Genomic DNA, 20388 nt, shown 5'->3' with positions numbered 1-20388 from the left:
ATGCCAAACGGGTGTCTCCCCCTCGCACGGCCCCTAGGGGCGGGTTCCCGGATTTGGTTGTCCACGCGCGAGTCGCCTGCGCCAAAACTTTCGACGTCGATGGGCGACAACGAGATAGTCACAGCCCGTAGAGTCAGGACCGGCCAGATTCCGCCGAGGTGGTGGGCACGGCCGTCCTCGTCGCGGTTTCGCAATCGGGTTATCCACACCGTGTCAACGAACGGCTTCGAGTGAAGGGTGAGGTTCCCCCCGGAGAATCCCGATGCACACGGGAGTGCCCTCCCCGATGGGATGGACACGGCGCGAGAACGGGCCCTGTGGGGGGCCGGTGGGCCGGCCGGCGCTCCCCGTCGGGCCAGGCGATGCCCGGGACGTCACCCCCTGAGGAGGGCGCGTGGGGGACGTGTCAACATCGCGTGAGGCCCTTGTCGCGCGCTCCTGCGGCGACCTACCTTCGCGGGCTCCCGAGGGCGGATGCTCTCTCTGCGGGCCTTGCCCCGCGTTCCTTGACGACCAGCGCTCGACCGACGCCGTGTTCCGGGTCTCTCTCGCCTCGCTCACCGACGGTCTCCACCAGGAGGCCTTCCGCCCGACGGCCGACGATCTCGGCCTCGACGCCGACGTCTTCTCGGACGTCGAGGTGGACCTGACGCTCGACCTGTCCGAGCGCCGCGTGCTCGCGGCGTACACGGCCCGGGCGACCGCCCGGCTCGAGTGCGACCGGACGCTGGACCTCTACGACCAGCCCGTCGAGGGCACGCACGCCGTCGTGTTCACCGCCGACCCCATCGGCGACGACGACGACGAGACGCTGGCGCTGGAGGCCGACGGCCAGGAGATCGACCTCACGCAGTCCGTGCACGACACGCTGCTGCTGGCGGTCCCGCTCCGACGCGTCAGCCCGGCCGCCCTCGAGGCGGACCTCCCGACCGCGTTCGGCAGCCCGTCCGACGACGAGCCGGCCGACGACCGCTGGGCCGCCCTCCAGGCCCTCCGCCCCGACGGCGGCGACGACTCTTAATCCCGATCCTCCGCCCTTTGGGCGCACCCTCCGACTCCGATGGCCAACCCCAAACGCAAGCACTCGAAGGCCCGCACCGGCCACCGCCGCTCGCAGTACAAGGTCAAAAACGTGCCGACGCCCACCGAGTGCCCGAACTGCAGCAACGCCAAGCTGCAGCACCGCGCCTGCCCGACGTGCGGGCACTACCGGGGCCGCGCCGTCATCGAGACCGCCGACGCGCTCTAGCGCCCCGCCGTCTCGCCCCGCCGACGCCCGCGTCCGCCCGCTGAGGGTGGGGGCGGGCGCCGTCTGTAATCGGGGTATCTTGGCGTCCCCTCTTCGCCCGCCCGTCCGCCCGCCATGCCCGTCCGAGTCGCCGTCGACGCCATGGGCGGAGACCACGCCCCGGGCGTCGTCGTGGAAGGCGCCCTCGAGGCCGCCGCCGAAGCCGGCGACCGGGTCGACGTGATCCTGGTCGGCCGCGAGGCCGAGATCGCCGCCGAGTTCGACCGCCTGGGCGGCGGGGCCGACCGCGTCCGCGTCGTCGACGCGGCCGACGTGATCGGGATGGGCGAGAGCCCGACCGTCGCGCTCCGCGCCAAGCCGCAGTCGTCGATCCACGTCGGCGTGGGCGCCGTCAAGTCCGGCCGCGCGGACGCGTTCGCGAGCGCCGGCAACACGGGCGCCGTGATGGCCGCGTCGCTGTTCGGGCTCGGCCGCCTGCCCGGCGTGCTGCGCCCCGCCCTCCCCGGCTACCTCCCGACGCCGTCGGGCACGTGCATCCTGCTCGACGTGGGCGCCAACGTCGAGGTCCGCCCCGAGCACTTGGTCCAGTTTGCCCGCATGGGCGCCGTCTTCGGCTCCGCGTTTCTCGGCAAAGACGACCCCAGCGTCGGGCTCGTCAACGTGGGCGAGGAGCCGGGCAAGGGGACCGACACCATCAAGGAGGCCCACGTCACGCTCGCGGCGCTCGGCGAGCGCGGCGCGCTCCGGTTCGTGGGCAACGTCGAGGGCCGCGACATCCTGCAGCACGCGGCGGATGTCTGCGTCTGCGACGGGTTCGTGGGCAACGTCGTCCTCAAGCTGGCGGAGTCGATCGCGACGATCCTGCCCACGATGGTCAAGGCCGAGATCGGCCGGCAGGAGTTGGCGCCCGAGGCGGCGCAGACCGTCGGCGGCGTCCTGAAGGGGATGCTCGCGCCCTTCGACTACCAGGCGTTCGGCGGCGTCCCCCTCCTCGGCTTGGACGGCACGATCGTGATCGGCCACGGCGGCTCGTCGGCGCGCGCCATCCGCCAGATGGTGCTCAGCACCGCCTCGCTCGTCGAGCAGAACCTGACGGCGCGGATCGCCCGCGCCCTCCGCGACCCCGACGGCCCCGACGCCTAGCGCCGGCCCGTCCCCTCTATCGGCTCCCGCATGCCCAATCCGACCGCCGCCGTCACGTCCGTCGGCAAGTACCTCCCGCCGGACCGGATCACGAACGCCGACCTCGAGCAGATGGTCGACACGAACGACGAGTGGATCCGCTCGCGGACGGGGATCGCCGAGCGCCGCATCCTGCGCGACCCCGACAAGGCGACGGCGTTCATGTCGACCGAGGCCGCCAAGCAGTGCCTGGCGAAGGCGGGCGTCGACGCGTCCGAGATCGACTGCATTTTGGTCGCGACGGTCACCCCCGACCTCGTCTTCCCGTCGACGGCGTGCCTGGTGCAGACGATGCTGGGCGCCGACAAGGCGTGGGGCTACGACATCTCGGCGGCGTGCTCGGGCTTCCTGTACGCGCTCACGACCGGCGCCAAGATGATCGAGGCCGGGATGCACCAGAAGATCCTGGTCATCGGCGCCGACACGATGAGCCGCATCGTCGACTACACCGACCGCGCGACCTGCATCATCTTCGGCGACGGCGCCGGCGCCGTTCTGCTGGAGCCGACGACCGACGGGACCGGCGTGCTCGACACCGTCCAGTACGTCGACGGGAGCGGCGTGGAGTCGCTGCTGATGCCGGCGGGCGGGTCGCTCCGGCCGGCCACGCGCGAGACCGTCGACGCGCGCTTGCACTACGCGCGCCAGGACGGCAAGGCTGTCTTCAAGCGGGCCGTCGTCGGGATGGCCGAGGCGGCCGCCGAGATCTTGGAACGCAACGATTTGACCGGCGACGACATCCGGTACCTCGTCCCGCACCAGGCCAACTTGCGCATCATCGACGCGACCGCGCGCCGGATGGGCATCGGGCCGGACCAGGTGATGGTCAACATCGAGACCTACGGCAACACGACCGCCGCCACCCTCCCGCTCTGCCTGGCCGACTGGGAGGACCAGCTCCGCCCCGGCGACAACCTGGTGCTGGCGGCCTTCGGCGGCGGCTTCACCTGGGGCGCGACCTGGCTCAAGTGGAGCTACGGCGAGTGAGGAGTGACGGGTGATGAGTGATGGGCCCCACGCCGGCCGCTCTCGCCCGATCCGGACGCTCGCTCATCACCCAGCACTCTTTCCCCCTCACTCTGCCATGCTCGCCTTCCTCTTCCCGGGCCAGGGCTCCCAGGCCCCCGGCATGGGCGCCGACCTCGCCGAGATCCCCGCTGCTCGCGCCATTTACGACGAGGCCGACGCCGTCCTGGGCTTCTCGCTGACCGACCTCATGTTCGGCGACGACGCGGATGCGCTGAAGCCGACCGAGATCACGCAGCCGGCGCTGTACACGCACAGCCTGGCTGCCGCCGCCGCGCTGGGCGAGCGGGGCGTGACGCCCGACGTGGCCGCCGGGCACAGCCTGGGCGAGTGGAGCGCGCTCGCGGCCGTCGGCGCGATGTCGTTCGCCGACGGCCTGCGCGCCGTGCGCCGCCGCGGCGAGCTGATGGCGAGCGCGGGCGACGTCCGCCCCGGCGCCATGTCGGCGGTTCTCGGGATGGATGCTGCCGCCCTCGAGGCCGTCTGCCGCCAGGCGACCGAGGCGGGCCCAGGCGAGGTGGTCCCGGCCAACTACAACGACCCGGGCCAGATCGTGATCTCGGGCGACGGCCCAGCCGTCGAGCGAGCCGGCGTGCTCGCAGGCGAGGCCGGCGCGCGGCGCGTCGTTCCGCTCCCCGTCTCCGGTGCCTTCCACAGCCCCCTCATGGCGTTCGCGCGCGACGGGCTGGCGGAGACGCTGGCGGCCCTCGACCTCCGCGCGCCGTCGTGCCCGGTCGTCCTCAACGTGACCGCCCAGCCGACGACCGAGCCCGACGAGATCCGCCAGCGCCTGCTCGACCAGCTCACCGCGCCCGTCCGCTGGGCCCAGACCGTCGAGCGGATGGCCGCCGACGGCGCGACGCGCTACGTCGAGGTCGGCACCGGCAAGGTGCTCTCCGGGCTCGTCCGCCGCACGCTCGGCCGCGACGCCGTGACGGCGCCAGCCGGGACCGCCGACGAGGTGGCCGCCGTCGAGGCGTAGCGGTGGCCGAGCGCACGTATTCCGAGCGCGAGGTCGCCGACCTCATCGGCCGGGCCGTCGAGCGCCAGCAGGAGGCCGCGGCGCCCCACGCCGAGGTCGGCCTGACGCTGGCGGAGGTCGAGCGGATCGGCCGCGAGACCGGGATCGACCCGGCGCACCTGCGCGCGGCGGCGGCCGAGATGGACGCCGCCGGCCGGACGCTCTCGCGCCAGTCGGGCCAGACCACGACGCACGTCGCCGTCGAGCGCTGGGTCGACGCGCCGCTGACGCCCGAGGGGTGGGAGGACATCGTGGCCCACCTCGAAGCGGAGATCGGGCTCGACACCGCCCTCACGACGCACGGGACCGTCCAGCAGGTCGGCCACGCCTACGAGTGGAGCCACACGTCGAGCCTCGGGATCCGGACGACGGTGACGGCGAGCGCGCGCGAGGGGCGGACCCGGCTCCGCTTGCGCCAGCTCGTCGGATCGGCAGGCGTGCGGACGGAGGGCGTGATCTACGGGCTCGTGATCGCCATCGTCGCGGCGTTCATCGCGACGGCCGTCGCCAGCGGCGCGGTCGGGTTCGCGACGTTCGCGCTCGTGTGGGCAATGGCGGCGCCGGCGACGATGGCCCTGGACCGGCGCTGGCGCGACAAAAAGCTGCGCGGCCTCAACACGATCGCCGACAGCCTGGCCCCGCTCGTCTCGGGCCCCGCTCGCGCGGCCGAGGCCCCAGCGCCGGCCGGCCCGCTCCTCGACCTCGACGACGGCACCGCCCTGCCCGACGCCGAGGGCGCGCGCGCGCCCTCTCGCCGGACCCGCAGCTAGCCGCCGGAGGCGGGCCCCGGCGGCCGGCTCGAGGGCCTACATCACGAGGCCCGTCTGGCGGCCCCGGCCGAGCAGGCTCAGCGGGACGGCGCGTGCGGTCGTGCCGCAGCCGAGGTCGGCGCGCGTCTCGGCGTCGTTGTTGGGGAAGCACGCGCCCGAGGGGAGCGCGTCCGGCACGTAGCGGGCGAGGTCGGCGTCGTAGAGGCCGCCTTCGAGGAACGCGACGAGGTCGTCGATCTGGTCTAGGGACAGGTTTTGCGGGACGAAGAGGTCGGACAGCCGGTCGGCGGGCACGATCGTGCTCTGAGACACCGCCGCGTTCTTGTAGTCGACCACCTCGCGGACCGAGTTGAAGGTGGCGCCGTGGCCGAAGAAGCCGTGGTCGGCCAGGTTGTAGAGCGTCGGCGTCTTGAAGGTGTACGCGTCGCCCGCCCGGTCGGTGAACCCGCCGCGGCCGAGGTGGACCGGGTCGGTCGGGTTGAAGTCCGAGAACACGCCGGGCCCGAGCAGCTCGCCCATCCCGACGGCGTGGAACTCGGTCGCGCCCCCGGCGCCGGTCGCCAGCGCCGGCCCGCCGTGGCACGTCGTGCAGTTGGCCTCGGCGAAGAACACGATGGCCCCGCGCTTTTGCGCGCTCGACATGGCGTCGGCCTCACCGCGGAGCCAGCGCTGGAACGGGGCGCGGTCGGCCAGGACCGTCCGCTCGTACGCGGCGACCGCCAGCCCGGCCGTCTCGGCCGTGGCCCGCTCGCCCGCGGGGCGGTCCGGGAAGGCCGCGTCGAAGAGCGCACGGTATTCGGGGTAGGCCGTGTAGAGCGCCGCCGCCCCGTCGCTCATGCGGTGGACAGCGAGCCCGGCGATGGCCTGGATCTCGAGCCCCTGGAAGCCGAGTTCGTTGGTGGCGATCGGCGTGCCGGCGGCCCAGCGGCTCTCCGTGCCCGCGTTCGTGCCGGTCGCCCCAAACTGTCCGTTCCACAGCGTCACGTCCTGGAACGCCCCGTTCAGCACCGTCGGCGAGCGGATGGGCTGCGTGTCGAGCTCGACCATCGCGTAGGCCGGGTCCCGGCGGCGGCGCTCACCGAAGCGGCCGAACCCGATTCCGCCCTCGCCGATGCCCTGGGGGATGCCGGCCTGGAACCCGGAGGCGGCGTGGTGGCACGACGCGCACGAGTACATCCCCATGCCGTCGGCCTTGTTGGCGTTGACGGCCATCGCGGTCTCGTGGAACAGGAGCCGGCCGAGCGCCACCTTCTCGGGCGTCAGCGGGTTGCGGGGGTCCTGGGGGATCGCCGCGAGGTCGTCGGCCGAGGGCAGGAGGTAGGCGTCCGGGCCGCCCGCCCCGGCGATCGCGGAGGCGAGGGCGTCGTCGAGCGTGCCGGGTTCGGGGTCGGAGCCGTCGCAACCGACGAGCGCGGTGGAGGCGAAAAGGGCGAGGACGACAAGAAAGCGGGGCATGGCGCGTGCCGGGGTCGTGACAGAGTCGGCAAGGTCTGGCGGTGAGGCAGGCAGGCCCATTCACCCTGACAGATTCATGTGTTTGCACGACATACGCCAACCATTCATCTCGCCAACCTTGCGGGCCCAGAGGCGCAAACGCCGAGGCGCGGCGGGATGGGGACGGCGGGGACCGGACGGAGCGGCCGGGGCTGTAACGCAGGGAGGCGTAGCCACTCTGAAAAGTCGGCCGGCGGCCCCTCGCCCCGTGCGATCTTGCGGGCCCTCCGACCCCGACCCATGACTCTCGACCTCACCGACAAGAACGTCCTCGTCACCGGCGGCACGCGCGGCATCGGCCGGGCCATCGTCGAGGCGGCCGCGGCCGCCGGCGCCCGCGTCGCGTTCACGTACCGCTCGTCGTCCGACACCGCCGACCGGATGGTGGCCGACCTCGGCGGCGCCGACCGCGCGCGCGCCATCCAGGCCGACGCCGCCGACGCCGACGACGCCGCGGCGGCCGTCGCGGCCGTCGTCGACGCGTGGGGCTCCATCGACGGGCTCGTCGTCAACGCGGGCATCACGCGCGACGGGCTGATGATCCGGATGGACGCCGAGGCGTGGCAGGCCGTGATCGACACCAACCTGACGGGCGCGTTCCACGTCGCCAAGGCGGCCTACCGCCCGATGATGAAGCAGCGCGCCGGGAGCATCGTGACCATCTCGTCGGTCGTCGGCGTGACCGGCAACGCGGGCCAGGCCAACTACGCGGCCTCGAAGGCCGGGCTCATCGGATTCACAAAGAGCCTGGCCCGCGAGCTCGGCGGGCGCGGCGTCCGCGCGAACGTCGTCGCGCCGGGCTACATCGAGACCGACATGACGGCCGACCTCGGCCCTGCCGCCGAGGCCCTCATGGGGCAGATCCCGCTCAAGCGGCTCGGCCAGCCCGGCGACATCGCCGCGGCCGTGCTCTACCTCCTCTCCGACGCCGCCACCTACGTCACCGGCCACGTCCTCCACGTCGACGGCGGGATGGCGATGTAGAGGCAACGGCGGGCCGCCGCCTGAGAGGTCACCCCGGGTGGCTATCCGGCGGCCACCTTTGCCCTGCACCCCACCGCATGCGACGAAACGCCCAGGCGAGCAGGGTCATTCCCGACTGGCGAATCGAGGCGTTGTCCTACACCGCTCTCGGGTCGGATGGCGTTACCCTCCTCGGGACTTAGGTCGCTGTTCCCTATGGCCCACCTGGACACCCTGCTCGTCGACGCGGACGGCCGAGTCGCCGGACTGACCTCCGGGATCGGAGCCTGCCTTCCGCTCGGCCCGGACGACATCGGCCGCGCGCTCGCGGAGGCCTTGCCGGACCACGCGTGGCTCGTCGACCCCGTCCGCGCCGTGCTCGCGGGGGGCGCGGCGCCCTCGCCCCTCGAGGCCTGTGCCATGCGGGGCGCGCACCGCTTCGAGGCCCGGCCGCTGGTCGGCGGCGGCGTGGCCGTGGTGGTCGCCGACGAGACCGAGCAGGTCGCTCAAGCGGCCGAGGCACGGCACACGGCCGAGGCGCTCCAACTCAGCGAGACCCGGGTCCGAGGCCTCGTCGAGGCCTCGACCGACATGATCTGGCAGACCGACGCCGACGGCCGGGCCATCGGCGACTCGCCCCCGTGGCGCGCCTTTACGGGCCAGTCGCCCGACGACCGGTCCGAGGGGCGGTGGAGCGAGGTCATCCACCCGGACGACCTCCCCATCGTCGAGCAGGCGCGGGAGCGGTTGCTCCGCGAGCGACGGCCGCAGACCATGGAGTTCCGGCTCCACCACGCGCCCTCCCAGACGTGGCGCTGGGTGCGCGTGCAGAGCGTGCCCATCTTCGCGCCGGACGGCACCTTCCGAGGGACGGTCGGCTCGACGGTCGACATCGACGAGGAGCAGCGGGCGGCCGAGGCCGTCCGCGCCAGCGAACGCCGGTTCCGGGCGCTCGTCGAGGCCTCGGCCGAGACCGTCTGGGAGGCCGACGCCGAGGGCAACGTCCTGAGCGAGACGTCGGGGTGGGAAGCGACCACGGGGCAGAGCCGGGACGAGTACGCCGGGTTCGGCTGGCTGGCGGCCGTCCACCCCGACGACCAGGCGGCGATGGAGCGCACGTGGCGCGCGACGGTCGCCGCGGGCGCCGAGTTCGAGCACGAGTTCCGGGTCCGCCGCGCTTCCGACGGGGCCTGGCGGTGGACGCGCAGCCGCGCCGTCCCCTTGCGCGACGCCGACGGCGGCGTCGAGGGGTATATCGGGACGACCACCGACATCAGCGAGCAGCGCGAGGCGGAGGAGCGGCTCCGCGCCAGCGAGCGCCGCTTCCGCGCGCTCGTCTCGGCCTCGGCCGAGATGTTCTTCCAGACCGACCCGATGGGCAACATCCTGCCCGACGTGCCGGAGTGGGGCGAGTTCACGGGCCAGTCCTTTGAGGAGTACGGCGGCGACGGCTGGCTGGCGGCCGTCCACCCGGACGACCGCGACCGCATGGTGGAGGCCTTTTTCCGGGCCGCCTCGACGGGGGGCTACCTCCACGAGGAGTTCCGCGTGCGGCGCGCGGCGGACGGGGCGTGGCGCTGGATGTCCGGGCGGGCGGCCCCCCTGTTCACCGACGACGGGGCGTTCGAGGGCTACGTCGGGATGAACCTCGACATCACCGAGCGGAAGGCGGCGGCGGCGGCCGTGGAGGCCAGCGAGCGCCGGTTCCGGGCGCTCGTCGAGGCCTCGGCCGAGGTCGTCTGGCAGACCGACGCCGACGGCCGCTGGATCGGCGAGACACCGACGTGGCTGGCGTTTTCCGGCCAGACCTACGAGGAGGGCGCCGACGGCGGCTGGTTCGAGGCCATCCACCCCGACGACCGGGCCGTCCTCGCCGAGCGGTGGGTGGCCCTGCGGGGCGGGGGCCCGGCCGACCTCGGCGACCCCGAGGCCGCGTTCCGCATCTGGCACGAGCCGTCCGGCACGTGGCGCTGGGTGACCTCGCGGTGGGCGGGCGTGTGGGGCCCCGACGGCACCTTCGAGGGCTACGTCGGCATGAACCGCGACGTCCACGAGGAGCGCGAGGCGGCCGAGGCCGTCCGCGCCAGCGAGCGCCGCTTCCGTGCGCTCGTCGAGGTGTCGTCGGAGACCGTCTGGGAGGCCGACGCCGACGGCCTTGCCATCGGGGACTCGCCGTCGTGGCGGGCCTTCACCGGCCAGTCGGTGGCCGAGTGGCTCGGCATGGGCTGGCTGGACGCCATCCACCCCGACGACCGGGCGGCGCTGGCCGAGGCCTGGCGCGCGACCGTCGAGACCGGGGCCCCCTTCCGCCACGAGTTCCGCGTGCGCCGCGCGTCCGACGGCGCGTGGCGCTGGATGGCCGGCCGCGCCACGTCGCTCCGCCGCGCCGACGGCGCCGTCGAGGGGTACGTCGGCATGAACACCGACATCACCGAGCGGAACGAGGCCGCCGAGGCCCTGCGCGCCAGCGAGGCCCGGTTCCGGGCGATGGCCGAGACCGTCCCCGACATCCTGTTCACGGTCGAGACGACGGGCGAGGTGAGCTACGTGAACTACCGGTTCAGCGAGGCCACCGGCATCGACCCGTCGGCGTACGAGACCGTCGAGGACTGGCGGGCCACCATCCACCCCGACGACCGGGCCGCGGTGGACGCGGCGTGGAAGAAGGCCTTCGACACGGGCACGCCCCTCGAGATCCGGTACCGCACCCCCCGGTCGAAGTCCCAGTACCGCTGGGCCATCGCCCGGGCCCGGCTCGTCGACGCGGGCCACGGGCAGCCGCCCCGGTGGTACGGCGCGGCGACCGACATCCACGACCTCGTTCAGGCCGAGCGGGCGCTGGAGGAGGCCAACGCCACGCTCGCCGCGCGCGTCCAGGCCGAGACCGAGCGGGTCCGCCAGCTGGCCGCCGCGCTCTCGGTCGCCGAGCAGTCCGAGCGCCGCCGGATCGCGGACGTGCTCCACGACGACCTCCAGCAGCAGCTCTACGGGGCGGCCATGCTGGTGGCCCAGCTCCAGCGCGAACCGCCCTCCGACGAGCGCGCCCGGCTGCTCGGCCGGTGCGACCAGATCCTCGAGGACGCGTCCGACCTCGCTCGCGGCCTGGCGACCGACCTGTCGCCGCCCGCGCTCGACTCGAGCGACGTCTGCGACCTGGTGCGGTGGCTGGGCGCGGAGACCAAGCGGCTCCACGGGCTGGCGGTCGACATCGAGGCCGACACCGCCGGGCCCTGCGTGGTCCACGACATGTCCGTCCGGGCGCTGCTGTACCGGACCCTGCGCGAGTTGCTGTTCAACGTCGCCAAGCACGCCGACGCGGACCGCGCGCAGCTCCGGGTCGCCGTCGATGCGGGCTGGCTTCGGGTCGAGGTCGAGGACGACGGGCGCGGGTTCGAGACGACGACGACCGACGACGGATACGGCCTTGCGACCGTCCGGGAGCGGCTGGCGGTAGCGGGCGGACGGCTCGACGTGGCCTCCGAGCCCGGCGAGGGCACCTGCATCCGGCTGGCGATTCCCCTCGGGACGGCGCCCGGGCCCCGCGAGCCCGCTCCGACGCCCCCGCTCCTCCACAAGCGCTTCCCGAGCCCGGAGGTCCGGGGCGCGCGCACGTGGGACGAGTCGCGGCCGTACTCTGCCGCCCAGCCCTCGGACGCCCGCCGGCCGGATGACCTATCGGATCTGCCTCGTGGAGGACCACCGCGTCGTCCGTGAGGCGTACGCGACGGTGCTGGCGGGCTGCCCGGATCTCGAGCTATTCGCCGCCGTGGCGACCGCCGAGGAGGTGCTGACCCGGCTCGATGGCGCGGTGTGCCACTTGGTGATGACCGACGTCCGGCTGCCCGGCATGAGCGGGCTCGCCCTCGTCGAGCGACTGGCGAAGGAGCGGCCCGAGGTGCGGGCCCTCGTCATCACGGGGCAGGACGAGGCCGTCGTCGAGCCACTCGCGCGGGCGGCCGGCGCGCGCGGCTTCCTCCCCAAGCGTCGCGCCGCGCGCGAGTTGGTCGCCACGGTCCGCGCGGTCTTGGGCGTCGGGGCGAACTAGCGAGGGTCCCCACCGGACGGCCACCCCGCCCGTGGGGCACCCGTACTAGACCCCGCCGATCGACGGCGACTATCCTGCACACTCATGCCGTCAGACCCCGGACCCGACATGCGCGCAGGTCTCGCCATCCTCCTGCTCGTGGCGTCGGCCGCGCTGGCGCCGCCCGCCGGCGCGCAAGCCGACGGCCGCCCCAGCCACGGACAGCGTGCCGCGATGGCGCTGGCGGGCGGCGCCCTCGGCGTCGGCGCGGCCGTCGGGACCTACGCGCTGCTGTACCCCGCCTCCGACACGGGCCCCGGCGTAGCCCTCGTCGCCGCGGCGTACCCCGTGGGCGTCGCGGCGGGGACCGTGCTCGTCGACCGGGCGGTCGGGAGCGGGACGCCCGCCCAGGCCGTGCTCGCCGACGCCATCGTCGGAACGGTCGTCGGGGGGACGGCCGGGCTGGTGATCGGCGGGGCGGCCGTCGGCGTCGGGTACCTCGCCACCGGGGGCGACGGCTATGCGCTGATCCTCCCGGCGCTCGTCGGCGCCCTGGCTGGGACGGCGGTCGCGGTCGGCGTCTCGACGTGGCGGGCCTCGTCGGGCGTCCGCCTCGCACCAGCGGCCCTCGCGGCGCCGTCGGGCGAGCGCGGCGCCGGGGTGTCCCTGTCGATTCCATTCTGAGCCGATGCGCGCGCTCGTCCTGTTCGTCTTGCTCGCGGCCTCCGCCCGCGCGCAGGGGCCCGCCCCCGCCAGCCATCCCCACGACCCTGCCCGCCGGGCGACCGTCTGGGAGGGGGCCGGGATGTACGCGGCCGGGACGGTGGCCGGGGTGGCGTCCTTTGCGGGGAGCTTCGTGCTCGTGGACGCGATCAGTCCGCCCGGTGACGACACCGGCGTGCTTCTGATCCCCGCCGGTGTCCTGTTCGGCGTCTCCGCCACGACGTACGGCATGGGCCGTCTGCTCGGCATCGACGGGACGGCCCGGGGGGCCGCGTTCGGAGCCGCCGTGGGCGCGATCCCAGGCACCGCCCTCCTGGCCCTCTCGCTGACGATCTCCGACCTCAACGCGCTCGGCCCCGCCATCGCGGGAGCGTACCTGACCCTCGCGCTGGTTCCGTTGGGCGCCGTCGTCGGGTACGGGATGGGGGCGCGGCGCGTGCACCTCGCGCCCGTCGCGCTGGCGGCGCCGACAGGCGAGCGGGGCGCGGGACTCTCGTTCACCGTCGCCCTCTGACCCGATGCGCCTCATCCTCGCCCTTCTCGCGTCCCTGGCCGCCCTGTCTGCCTCGGCCCAGCACGTCCCGCCGCCGCCCCTCAAGGCGCCCCCCGAGGCGCGCGGCGCACGGGTGTGGATGACCGCGGGAGGGCTGGCCGGGACCGCCGCTCTTCTGTACACGGTCTCACCCGACGTATTCGAGACCCGCGGCCTCGTCGTCGCCATCGCCACGGTGCCGGTCGGGGCGGCGGTCGGGGTGCATGGCGTGGCGGAGGCCTTGGGCGTTGAGGGCTCCCTCTTGAGGACGCTCGGACGCGCCACGGCGGGCGCCGCGCTCGGCGTCGGCACGGTCGCGCTCGCAGGGTCCGCGGAGAGCAGTCCGGGCGTGATCGCTGGCGTCGGCATCTTGCTCGTGGCGCCGGCCGTGTTCGCGGCCGCAGGCCGAGGACGCGCCGAGGTCCGGCCGGCGGCGCTTCGCGCGGCGGGTGGGCCGACCGTCGCGGGCCTGCGCGTGACGGTCGGGTTGTAGCCGCCGGGACCAACGAGCGAGGGGAGAACTCCGGCGGAAGACCTCTCGGGGCCGAGCGCCCGCGCGAGCCCCGTGCGTAGCCTTCCAGTGGCGCGGACCGTCCGCGCCGGCGCAGCGGCCCTAGAGCCGGCGCCCGCGACGCCGGTCGGGAGAGACAGACCCGGGCGGCCCCTCTCCCCTCCCCGACCCCATGGCGTTCAAAGCCGTCTTCGACCTCACCCAAAAGGCCCAGAACGAGGCCAAGGCCGAGCGCAAGCTCACCACTCCGTTCGACGACCCCGACCCCGACCGCGAGGTCGCGGCCATCGCGGACCTCCCCGAGCGGCTTCAGCAGGGCATCGAGGCGCTCGGGTGGCCGGCGCTGATGCCCGTCCAGGCCGAGGCCATCCCGTACATCCTGGACAACCGCGACCTCATCGTGCAGAGCCGGACCGGCTCGGGCAAGACGGGCGCGTTCCTGCTGCCCCTCCTGGAAAAGCTCGACGTCCGCGAGAAGACGACGCAGGCGCTCGTGCTCTGCCCGACGCGCGAGCTCGCGAGCCAGATCCACGCCGAGTTCGAGCGCATGAACGCCGGGCTTTCAGAGGACGAGCGCCTCAACGCGATCCCCGTCTACGGCGGCGTCGGCTACGAGCCCCAGGTCAAGGCCTTCGAGAAGGGCGCCCAGCTCGTCGTCGGCACGCCCGGCCGCGTCCTCGACCACCTCGGCCGGGGCACGCTCAAGCTCGACAAGCTCCGGACCATCATCCTCGACGAGGCCGACGAGATGCTGTCGATGGGCTTCTTCCCCGACATGATCAAGGTCCGCCGGTACCTCCCGCGCGAGCGCGACTCGTACATGTTCTCGGCGACCATGCCGTACCAGGTCCAGCGCATCGGCCAGGAGTTCCTGACCGAGCCGGTGTTCCTGGCGACGGCCGGCGGCCAGATCCACGTCGAGCAGATGACGCACCGGGCCTACCAGGTCCACCCCATGGACAAGGACCGGTCGCTCGCGACGCTGATCGCGTGGGAGAACCCGACCTCGGCGATCATCTTCGCGAATACGCGCCGCGAGGTCGAGTACCTCGCCAACTTCCTCAACAACTACGGCTACAACGCGGCCGGCATCTCGTCCGACTTGACGCAGAAGGCGCGCGAGAAGACGATGAAGCGCCTGCGCGACGGCGACCTCCGCTTCCTGGTCGCCACGGACGTCGCCGCGCGCGGGATCGATGTCGAGGACCTCAGCCACGTGTTCCAGTACGACATCCCCCAGGACCGCGAGTACTACGTCCACCGCTCGGGCCGGACGGCACGCGCGGGCAAGGCCGGCGTGTCGATCGCCATCACGACGGCGTCCGACATGCCGACGCTCCGCCAGATCGCGCGGAAGTACGACATCCCGCTCGAGGAGCGCGAGATGCCGACCGAGGAGGCGCTCGCGTCCCGCGTCGGCCAGCGGCTGACCAACCTCTTGGAGGACCGGATGCGCGACCGCTCGAACCTGGAGCGCGAGCGCCAGAGCCGCTTCGTCGCCGTCGCCAAGGCGCTCGTCGAGGAGGGCGAGCCGGAGGTGCTGGCGATGCTGCTCGACGAGGCCTACCAGCAGAGCCTGGGGACGCCCTCGGCGGGCCCGGCCATGGACCGCTCGGAGTCGGCGTACGACGTGCAGCAGCGCGAGGCGAAGGAGGAGCGCGAGGGCCGCGGCCGCTCGCGCCGCCGCGACGAGGACGACGAGCGGTCACGCCGTAGCTCCCGCCGCGACCAAGCCCGCGCCAACGACGCGGACGAGGCGTCCGACGACGACGTGCCCCACGCCGACGCGCGCGACGACGTCTCCTCGGAGCCGGAGGCCCGCGACGACCGCCAGCCCGCCGGCGACGACCGCCCCGAGGGCGACGCGGCGCCCAAGAAGAAGCGCCGCCGCCGCAAGAAGAAGTCGTCGGCCTCGCGCGACGAGTCGGAGGCCTCCGCCGAGCCGGTCGCCGAGATGGCGTCTGGCGACGACGACTAGGCCCGCGCGGGTACGCGCCTCTCCGTAGGGCGTGGGACGTGGGCCGCGGAGACGCGCGCCCACGTCTCACACTCCACAAGCGGGCCCTCCCACGACCCTCACCCCAGTCCTCGCCATGATCGAGCTCTGCACCGCCGCCCTCCTCTTCGCCGCCGCGCCGGACTCGGTCGCCTTCCAGGCGTACGACGCCCGGGGCGCGCAGGTCGAGCTGGCGGCGGTCTGCGGCGCCATCGCGGACGCCGACGTGGTCTTCCTCGGGGAGCGGCACGACGACGCGACGGCGCACGCCATCCAGCTCGAGCTGCTGGCGACCGCCAGCGCCAGTGCCCGGTCGGCGGACCGCCCCCTCGTGCTGGCGCTCGAGATGGTCGAGACCGACGTGCAGCCCGTGCTCGACGAGTACCTCGCCGACTTGGTCCGCGAGCGCGACTGGCTGGCGGCGGGCCGCCCGTGGGGCAACTACGAGAGCGACTACCGGCCGCTCGTCGAGTTCGCGAAGGCCGAGGGCCACGCGGTCGTCGGAACGAACGCGCCGGGGCGCTACGTGAGCCTTGTCTCGCGGCGCGGCGGGCTCGCGGTCTTGGACACGCTGTCGGCGACGGCCCGGGCGTGGCTGGCGCCCGTCGTGGCCCCGCCGTCGGACGCGCTCGCGACGGCGTTCACCGAGCTAATGGACGGGATGCCGCATGGGTCGGGCCCGTCGGTCGAGGGGATGCTGGCGGCGCAGAACCTGCGCGACGCGTCGATGGCGTGGCAGATCGCCGAGTCGCTGGCGCTCCACCCCGGCGCGCTCGTGGTCCACGTCAACGGGAGCTTCCACAGCGCGGGCGGGCGCGGCATCCCCGAGCACCTCGCCCGGCTGGCGCCGACTGCGCGCGTGCTCGTGATCACGATGGCCCCGGACGCTGAGCCGGGCGCTGGCGACGACTTCGTGATCCGGACGTCGGCGCCCGCCAGCGACGGCTGACTCTCGAACAGTCTCGGTCTACGCCTCCCGCCGCAGCGACAGCCGCCGGGGCTTGCGCGCCACCGCGAGCCCGTGCGCCTGGGCGACGGCCTCAACGGTGCGGCGCTCGTCGGGCGTGAACGACGCGACGACGAGCACGCCGCCGGGCGCGAGCCGCGCCGCCAGCGGGGCGAGGGCGGGCCCGGCGGCGCGGCGCCCCAGGTACGCGACGGCAACCGGCTCGGCGTCGGCGGCGTCGGGCCACCCATCGAGCAGCGTCACGCGCGTGGCGTCCGGGCGGAAGCCGTGCGCGGTGAGCGCCGCCGCTAGCGACGCCCGGTCGGCGACGCCGTAGACGCGGACCTCGCGCGAGGTCATCCGGGCGTCGGCCACCACGACCGCCGTCCCGCCCCGCGGGTCGCCGGCCACGACGAGCACGCCCGGCACGCGCTCGCGCTCGGCCGCCAGCACGTGCTCGTGGAGCTCCGCCAGCACGGCCGCCGGCAGCGCCGTCAGGCCGTCGTCGCGGACATCGGTGACGACCGGCGGAGCGGTCCGCCGCGCGACGGCGTCGAGCACGGCGGCGGCGGCGGCGCGAAAGAGACGGGGGGACGAGGGGGGCACGGCCGAAGGTACCCGGTGGGGCACACGGTCCGGGACGACCCCGGCCCGGCCGCGCGGTATCTTGGCGGTCCCCCTGCGCACGCGCCCCGCCTATCGACCGTTCGACACGCCCTGAATCTCTCCGGTTGAGCCCCCCGCTCCCCATGCGTGTCTCTGTCCAGCCTCTCGCAGGTGCCTTTCGTTTCGCCCTGTTGGCGTGTGCCCTCGTCGCCTCCACGGCGGGCGCCAGCGCCCAGGTCTGGGGCGAGCTCACCGGCCGCATCACCGACGACGCCGCCGCCGCCGTCCCCGCCGCGTCCGTCTTGATCGAGGGCACCTCGTTCGGCACGAACACCGACGGCGACGGCCGCTACGGCTTCCGGGTCCCCGAGGGGACGTACCCCATCCGCGTCTCGTTCGTCGGCTACACGACCGTCCGCGACACCGTCGTCGTCCGCCGCGGCGCCACGACGCGGTACGACGCCGTGCTCGCGGTCGCGATCGGCGAGATCGGCGACGTGGCCGTCGAGGGCGCGGCCGAGCGAGGGGTGGGCGTGTCCCGCATCGACCCCCGGACCGTCCGCGACATGCCCATGCCGATGGCCGACGCCGTCCGCGGCGTCAAGACGGAGCTCGGCGTGACGTCGTCGAACGAGCTGTCGAACAGCTTCTCCGTGCGCGGCGGGAGCTACGACGAAAACCAGTTCTTTATCGACGGCTTCGAGATCTACCGGCCCCTCCGGATCAGCCAGGGCGAGCAGGAGGGGCTCGGGCTCGTCAACGGCGACCTGACCTCGCGGATGACGCTCTTTGCCGGCGGCTTTCCGGTCCGCTATGGCGGCAAGCTGGCGTCCGTCTTGGACGCCACCTACGCCGTGCCCGAGGGTGTCCCGAGCGGGACGGCCTACGTCTCGACGCTCGACGCGGGCGCCCAGGTCGGCGGCGCGCTCGGCGAGGGCGTCGGGCTGGCGGTCGCCGCCCGCAGTGCCCGCCCCCAGCGCTTTTTCGCCGGCCAGGAGCTCGACGGCGCCTACGACCCCGACTTCCGCGACGCCCAGGGCGTGCTCGACTGGCGGCTCTCCGACACCCACACGCTGCGCGGGCTCGGCCTCTACGCGCGCCACCGCTTCCGGCTCGCGCCGCGCCAGCAGGAGACCACGTTCGGCATCTACCCCAACCTGGTCCAGACCGTCGCGCGCGACTTCGAGGGCATCGAGGAGGACGGCTACGACATCGCCTTCGGCGGCGCGATGCTGAGCAGCACGTTTGGGGAGGCCGTCCAGGCCGAGCACCGCGTGTCGGTCTTCTCCATCGACGAGTTCGAGACCTACGACGTCACCTCGCGGACCTCGCTCTACCGCCGCCAGCAACGCCCCGAGGGCTCGCAGGCCGACCTCGACCGCCTGCTCGAAGGGCAGACCCTGCAGCGCGACCTCGCCCAGAATGAGATCCAGCAGACCATCCTGACCGCTCAGGGCCGCTACCTCGTCAGCCTCGGCCCGCACAGCATCGACGCGGGCTGGCAGGGCCGGACGTTCTCGTTCGTCGACCAGATCAACGAGAGCACGGCCGTCACGGGTCAGAACGACGAGGGCGACCAGGTCACAGTCAACGTCCGCGAGTTGGTTGCCGACACCACGTTCTCGTCGGTCCAGGGCGCGCTGTGGGCCGAGGACGCCGTCCGCCTCGGCCGACTCACCGTCACGCCGGGCGTCCGCGCCGACTACTTCGCCTACAACGAGGAGCTGACGCTCTCGCCGCGTCTCGGGCTCTCGTACACGCTGTCGCCGGTGACCACGCTCGCGGGCGCGTTCGGCATCTACCACCAGGCGCCGACGTACCGCGAGCTGCGCGGCGACCCCGACCCGGGCACATCGGCCTTCAACGCGCTCGACGGCGACGTCGCCAGCCCGCGTGCCTTGCAGGCCGTCGTCGGGCTGGAGCGGTTTTTCCCGAGCCGCCGGTTCTCGCTCCGCGCCGAGGCGTATGCCAAGCGGTTCGAGGACCTCATCTCGTACGACGTCGAGAACGTCCGCGTGGTGTACTCGGCCGAGAACGACTCCGAGGGCTACGCCGCCGGCCTCGACCTCCAGCTGCGCGGCGAGCTGGTGCCGGGCCGCGAGAGCTGGATCAACTATGGCTTCCTGGTCACCAAGGAGCGGTTCTACACGCCCGAGGCGACGGACGAGCAGACGCTCGACGAGTTCGCCGCGCGCGGCGGCGGCGACTGGATCCGCCGCCCGACCGACCGGCGCCACAACCTGTCGATGTTCGTCCAGGACTACGTCCCCGGCGACGACACCTGGACGCTGCACATCCGGACGCTCTACGGGTCGGGCATCCCGACGACGGCCCCGGCCCGCGACGAGGACCTGTCGGTCAACGCCATCTCCGTCTTCGTCGAGGGCCCGCGCAACCGGATCGAGCTGCCGAGCTACTTCCGGTTCGATCTCGGCGCGACCAAGAAGCTCCGGCTCGCCAACTTCTCGAACGGCGCACCGCTGGAGCTGCTGGCGACCGTCGAGGTGCTCAACGTGTTCGACCAGACGAACGCCGTGGCGTACTCGTGGATCGAGCAGTTCTCGGGCGACCGCCGGATCTATACGGCCGCCCCGACGCGCCTGACGCCCCGCTCCCTCAACGTCCGCTTCCGCGTCGACTTTTAGGACGCAGACCGGGGACGCCGGACCGGGGACGCCGGACCGGGGACCGCGGTTGGAGTTCGTCACTCGGGAGCCCCCCGCAAGTCGGTGCCGCCGGCCCTCGGCCTCGGCGCCGAGGCGGGCGGAGCCGAGCGGGTGGCCCTCCGTCTGCGGTCTTCGGTCCGCGGTCCCTCGCCCGCTACGGCCGGCGGAAGCGGATGGTGAGCGTGCCCCGGTTGCTGCGCTGGTCCTGGTAGAGCGACGGGTCGAAGGCCTGGAGGTCGACGCCCGTCCGCTCGAAGGCGTTGCCGAGCACGCGCGGCGACTCGCCCTCGTAGGTCAGCACGAAGTCGGCCGGGAGGAACAGCTGGGCGAGGTCGGCCCGGTCCTCCTCGGCGACGGCCGTGAAGGTGGCCCGCCCGCGCGAGGCCGTCACCGAGAGGTCGACGCGGCGCGTCGGAGCGTCGGGGTAGCGGACCCTCAGGAGCGCCTGGTCGTCGTCGCCGAACACCTCGAGCGAGGTGCCGGTCAGGTCGAGGCGGGCGCCGAGGTCGGCCGTCGGCAGGCCCTGGGTAGCGGGGTCGAACGTCAGCTCTTCGAGTGAGTAGACGCCGTCGATGAGCGCGAGGTCGCGGCCGGGGTTGTTCGAGTCGCAGCCCGAGAAGGCGAGAAACGCGAGCGCGACGGCGAGAAGGGCGCAGCGGGGGCAGGTCGGCATGGGGGG

The 20388-nt window shown here is 73.6% G+C and carries 18 protein-coding genes; 15 read left to right on the top strand and 3 right to left on the bottom strand.

What is annotated here, in order from left to right; translation table 11 throughout:
• The first annotated feature begins 532 nt into the window (after positions 1-532).
• The 6 genes from ACLIRP_RS18210 to ACLIRP_RS18185 all read left to right on the top strand — a co-directional run bounded on the left by ACLIRP_RS18210 (position 533) and on the right by ACLIRP_RS18185 (position 5248).
• Entirely contained in the window at positions 533-1021 is a 489-nt protein-coding gene (locus tag ACLIRP_RS18210; protein ID WP_412061895.1) for a YceD family protein, read from the top strand.
• A gap of 39 nt (positions 1022-1060) precedes the next feature.
• Positions 1061-1249 carry a 50S ribosomal protein L32 gene (rpmF, locus tag ACLIRP_RS18205; protein WP_412061894.1) on the top strand — a complete coding sequence of 63 codons (189 nt, stop codon included), beginning with the start codon at positions 1061-1063 and terminating at the stop codon, positions 1247-1249.
• A gap of 114 nt (positions 1250-1363) precedes the next feature.
• Entirely contained in the window at positions 1364-2392 is a 1029-nt protein-coding gene (plsX, locus tag ACLIRP_RS18200) for a phosphate acyltransferase PlsX (protein WP_412061893.1), read from the top strand.
• A 30-nt stretch (positions 2393-2422) separates the two neighbouring features.
• On the top strand, positions 2423-3418 hold the full coding sequence (locus ACLIRP_RS18195) for a beta-ketoacyl-ACP synthase III (protein ID WP_412061892.1): 996 nt from the start codon (positions 2423-2425) through the stop codon (positions 3416-3418).
• A 97-nt stretch (positions 3419-3515) separates the two neighbouring features.
• Positions 3516-4439 carry an ACP S-malonyltransferase gene (fabD, locus tag ACLIRP_RS18190; protein WP_412061891.1) on the top strand — a complete coding sequence of 308 codons (924 nt, stop codon included), beginning with the start codon at positions 3516-3518 and terminating at the stop codon, positions 4437-4439.
• A 2-nt stretch (positions 4440-4441) separates the two neighbouring features.
• Positions 4442-5248, top strand: a complete 807-nt coding sequence (locus tag ACLIRP_RS18185) for a hypothetical protein (protein WP_412061890.1) — start codon at positions 4442-4444, stop codon at positions 5246-5248.
• Between the two features lie 36 nt (positions 5249-5284).
• Here the strand turns inward: ACLIRP_RS18185 and ACLIRP_RS18180 are convergent, their stop codons facing one another.
• On the bottom strand, positions 5285-6703 hold the full coding sequence (locus tag ACLIRP_RS18180) for a cytochrome-c peroxidase (RefSeq protein ID WP_412061889.1): 1419 nt from the start codon (positions 6701-6703) through the stop codon (positions 5285-5287).
• 279 nt (positions 6704-6982) lie between these two features.
• Here ACLIRP_RS18180 and fabG point away from each other — a divergent pair, with 279 nt between their 5' ends.
• The 8 genes from fabG to ACLIRP_RS18140 all read left to right on the top strand — a co-directional run bounded on the left by fabG (position 6983) and on the right by ACLIRP_RS18140 (position 16440).
• A complete protein-coding gene (gene fabG, locus ACLIRP_RS18175) occupies positions 6983-7726 on the top strand; it encodes a 3-oxoacyl-[acyl-carrier-protein] reductase (RefSeq protein ID WP_412061888.1) in 744 nt (247 codons plus the stop codon).
• A gap of 195 nt (positions 7727-7921) precedes the next feature.
• The gene (locus tag ACLIRP_RS18170; RefSeq protein ID WP_412061887.1) at positions 7922-11419 is read left to right on the top strand and encodes a PAS domain S-box protein; all 3498 of its coding nucleotides are present in this window, start codon (positions 7922-7924) and stop codon (positions 11417-11419) included.
• Positions 11373-11750: a response regulator transcription factor gene (locus ACLIRP_RS18165; RefSeq protein ID WP_412061886.1), complete on the top strand. Its 378-nt coding sequence runs from the start codon at positions 11373-11375 to the stop codon at positions 11748-11750. Before ACLIRP_RS18170 ends, ACLIRP_RS18165 begins: the two co-directional genes overlap by 47 nt.
• 108 nt (positions 11751-11858) lie before the next feature.
• Complete coding sequence (locus tag ACLIRP_RS18160; RefSeq protein WP_412061885.1) at positions 11859-12413, top strand: hypothetical protein; 555 nt, start codon at positions 11859-11861, stop codon at positions 12411-12413.
• A 4-nt stretch (positions 12414-12417) separates the two neighbouring features.
• Positions 12418-12966 carry a hypothetical protein gene (locus ACLIRP_RS18155; RefSeq protein ID WP_412061884.1) on the top strand — a complete coding sequence of 183 codons (549 nt, stop codon included), beginning with the start codon at positions 12418-12420 and terminating at the stop codon, positions 12964-12966.
• Positions 12967-12970: 4 nt separating this feature from the next.
• The gene (locus tag ACLIRP_RS18150; RefSeq protein WP_412061883.1) at positions 12971-13477 is read left to right on the top strand and encodes a hypothetical protein; all 507 of its coding nucleotides are present in this window, start codon (positions 12971-12973) and stop codon (positions 13475-13477) included.
• Between the two features lie 190 nt (positions 13478-13667).
• Entirely contained in the window at positions 13668-15473 is a 1806-nt protein-coding gene (locus tag ACLIRP_RS18145) for a DEAD/DEAH box helicase (RefSeq protein WP_412061882.1), read from the top strand.
• 115 nt (positions 15474-15588) lie between these two features.
• Positions 15589-16440, top strand: a complete 852-nt coding sequence (locus ACLIRP_RS18140) for a ChaN family lipoprotein (protein WP_412061881.1) — start codon at positions 15589-15591, stop codon at positions 16438-16440.
• Between the two features lie 18 nt (positions 16441-16458).
• Here ACLIRP_RS18140 and ACLIRP_RS18135 read toward each other — a convergent pair whose 3' ends face one another.
• Positions 16459-17043: a hypothetical protein gene (locus tag ACLIRP_RS18135; protein ID WP_412061880.1), complete on the bottom strand. Its 585-nt coding sequence runs from the start codon at positions 17041-17043 to the stop codon at positions 16459-16461.
• Positions 17044-17186: 143 nt separating this feature from the next.
• On the opposite strand from ACLIRP_RS18135, the gene ACLIRP_RS18130 reads away from it, so the two are divergent.
• On the top strand, positions 17187-19688 hold the full coding sequence (locus ACLIRP_RS18130) for a TonB-dependent receptor domain-containing protein (protein ID WP_412061879.1): 2502 nt from the start codon (positions 17187-17189) through the stop codon (positions 19686-19688).
• Positions 19689-19863: 175 nt separating this feature from the next.
• Here ACLIRP_RS18130 and ACLIRP_RS18125 read toward each other — a convergent pair whose 3' ends face one another.
• Entirely contained in the window at positions 19864-20382 is a 519-nt protein-coding gene (locus ACLIRP_RS18125; protein WP_412061878.1) for a hypothetical protein, read from the bottom strand.
• Positions 20383-20388: the final 6 nt, after the last annotated feature.

This window comes from Rubrivirga halophila (assembly GCF_046845755.1).
In the GTDB taxonomy this organism is placed as follows: domain Bacteria; phylum Bacteroidota; class Rhodothermia; order Rhodothermales; family Rubricoccaceae; genus Rubrivirga.
The sequence above is the reverse complement of the archived record's forward strand: the minus strand, read 5'-3'. Positions and strand labels throughout refer to the sequence as shown.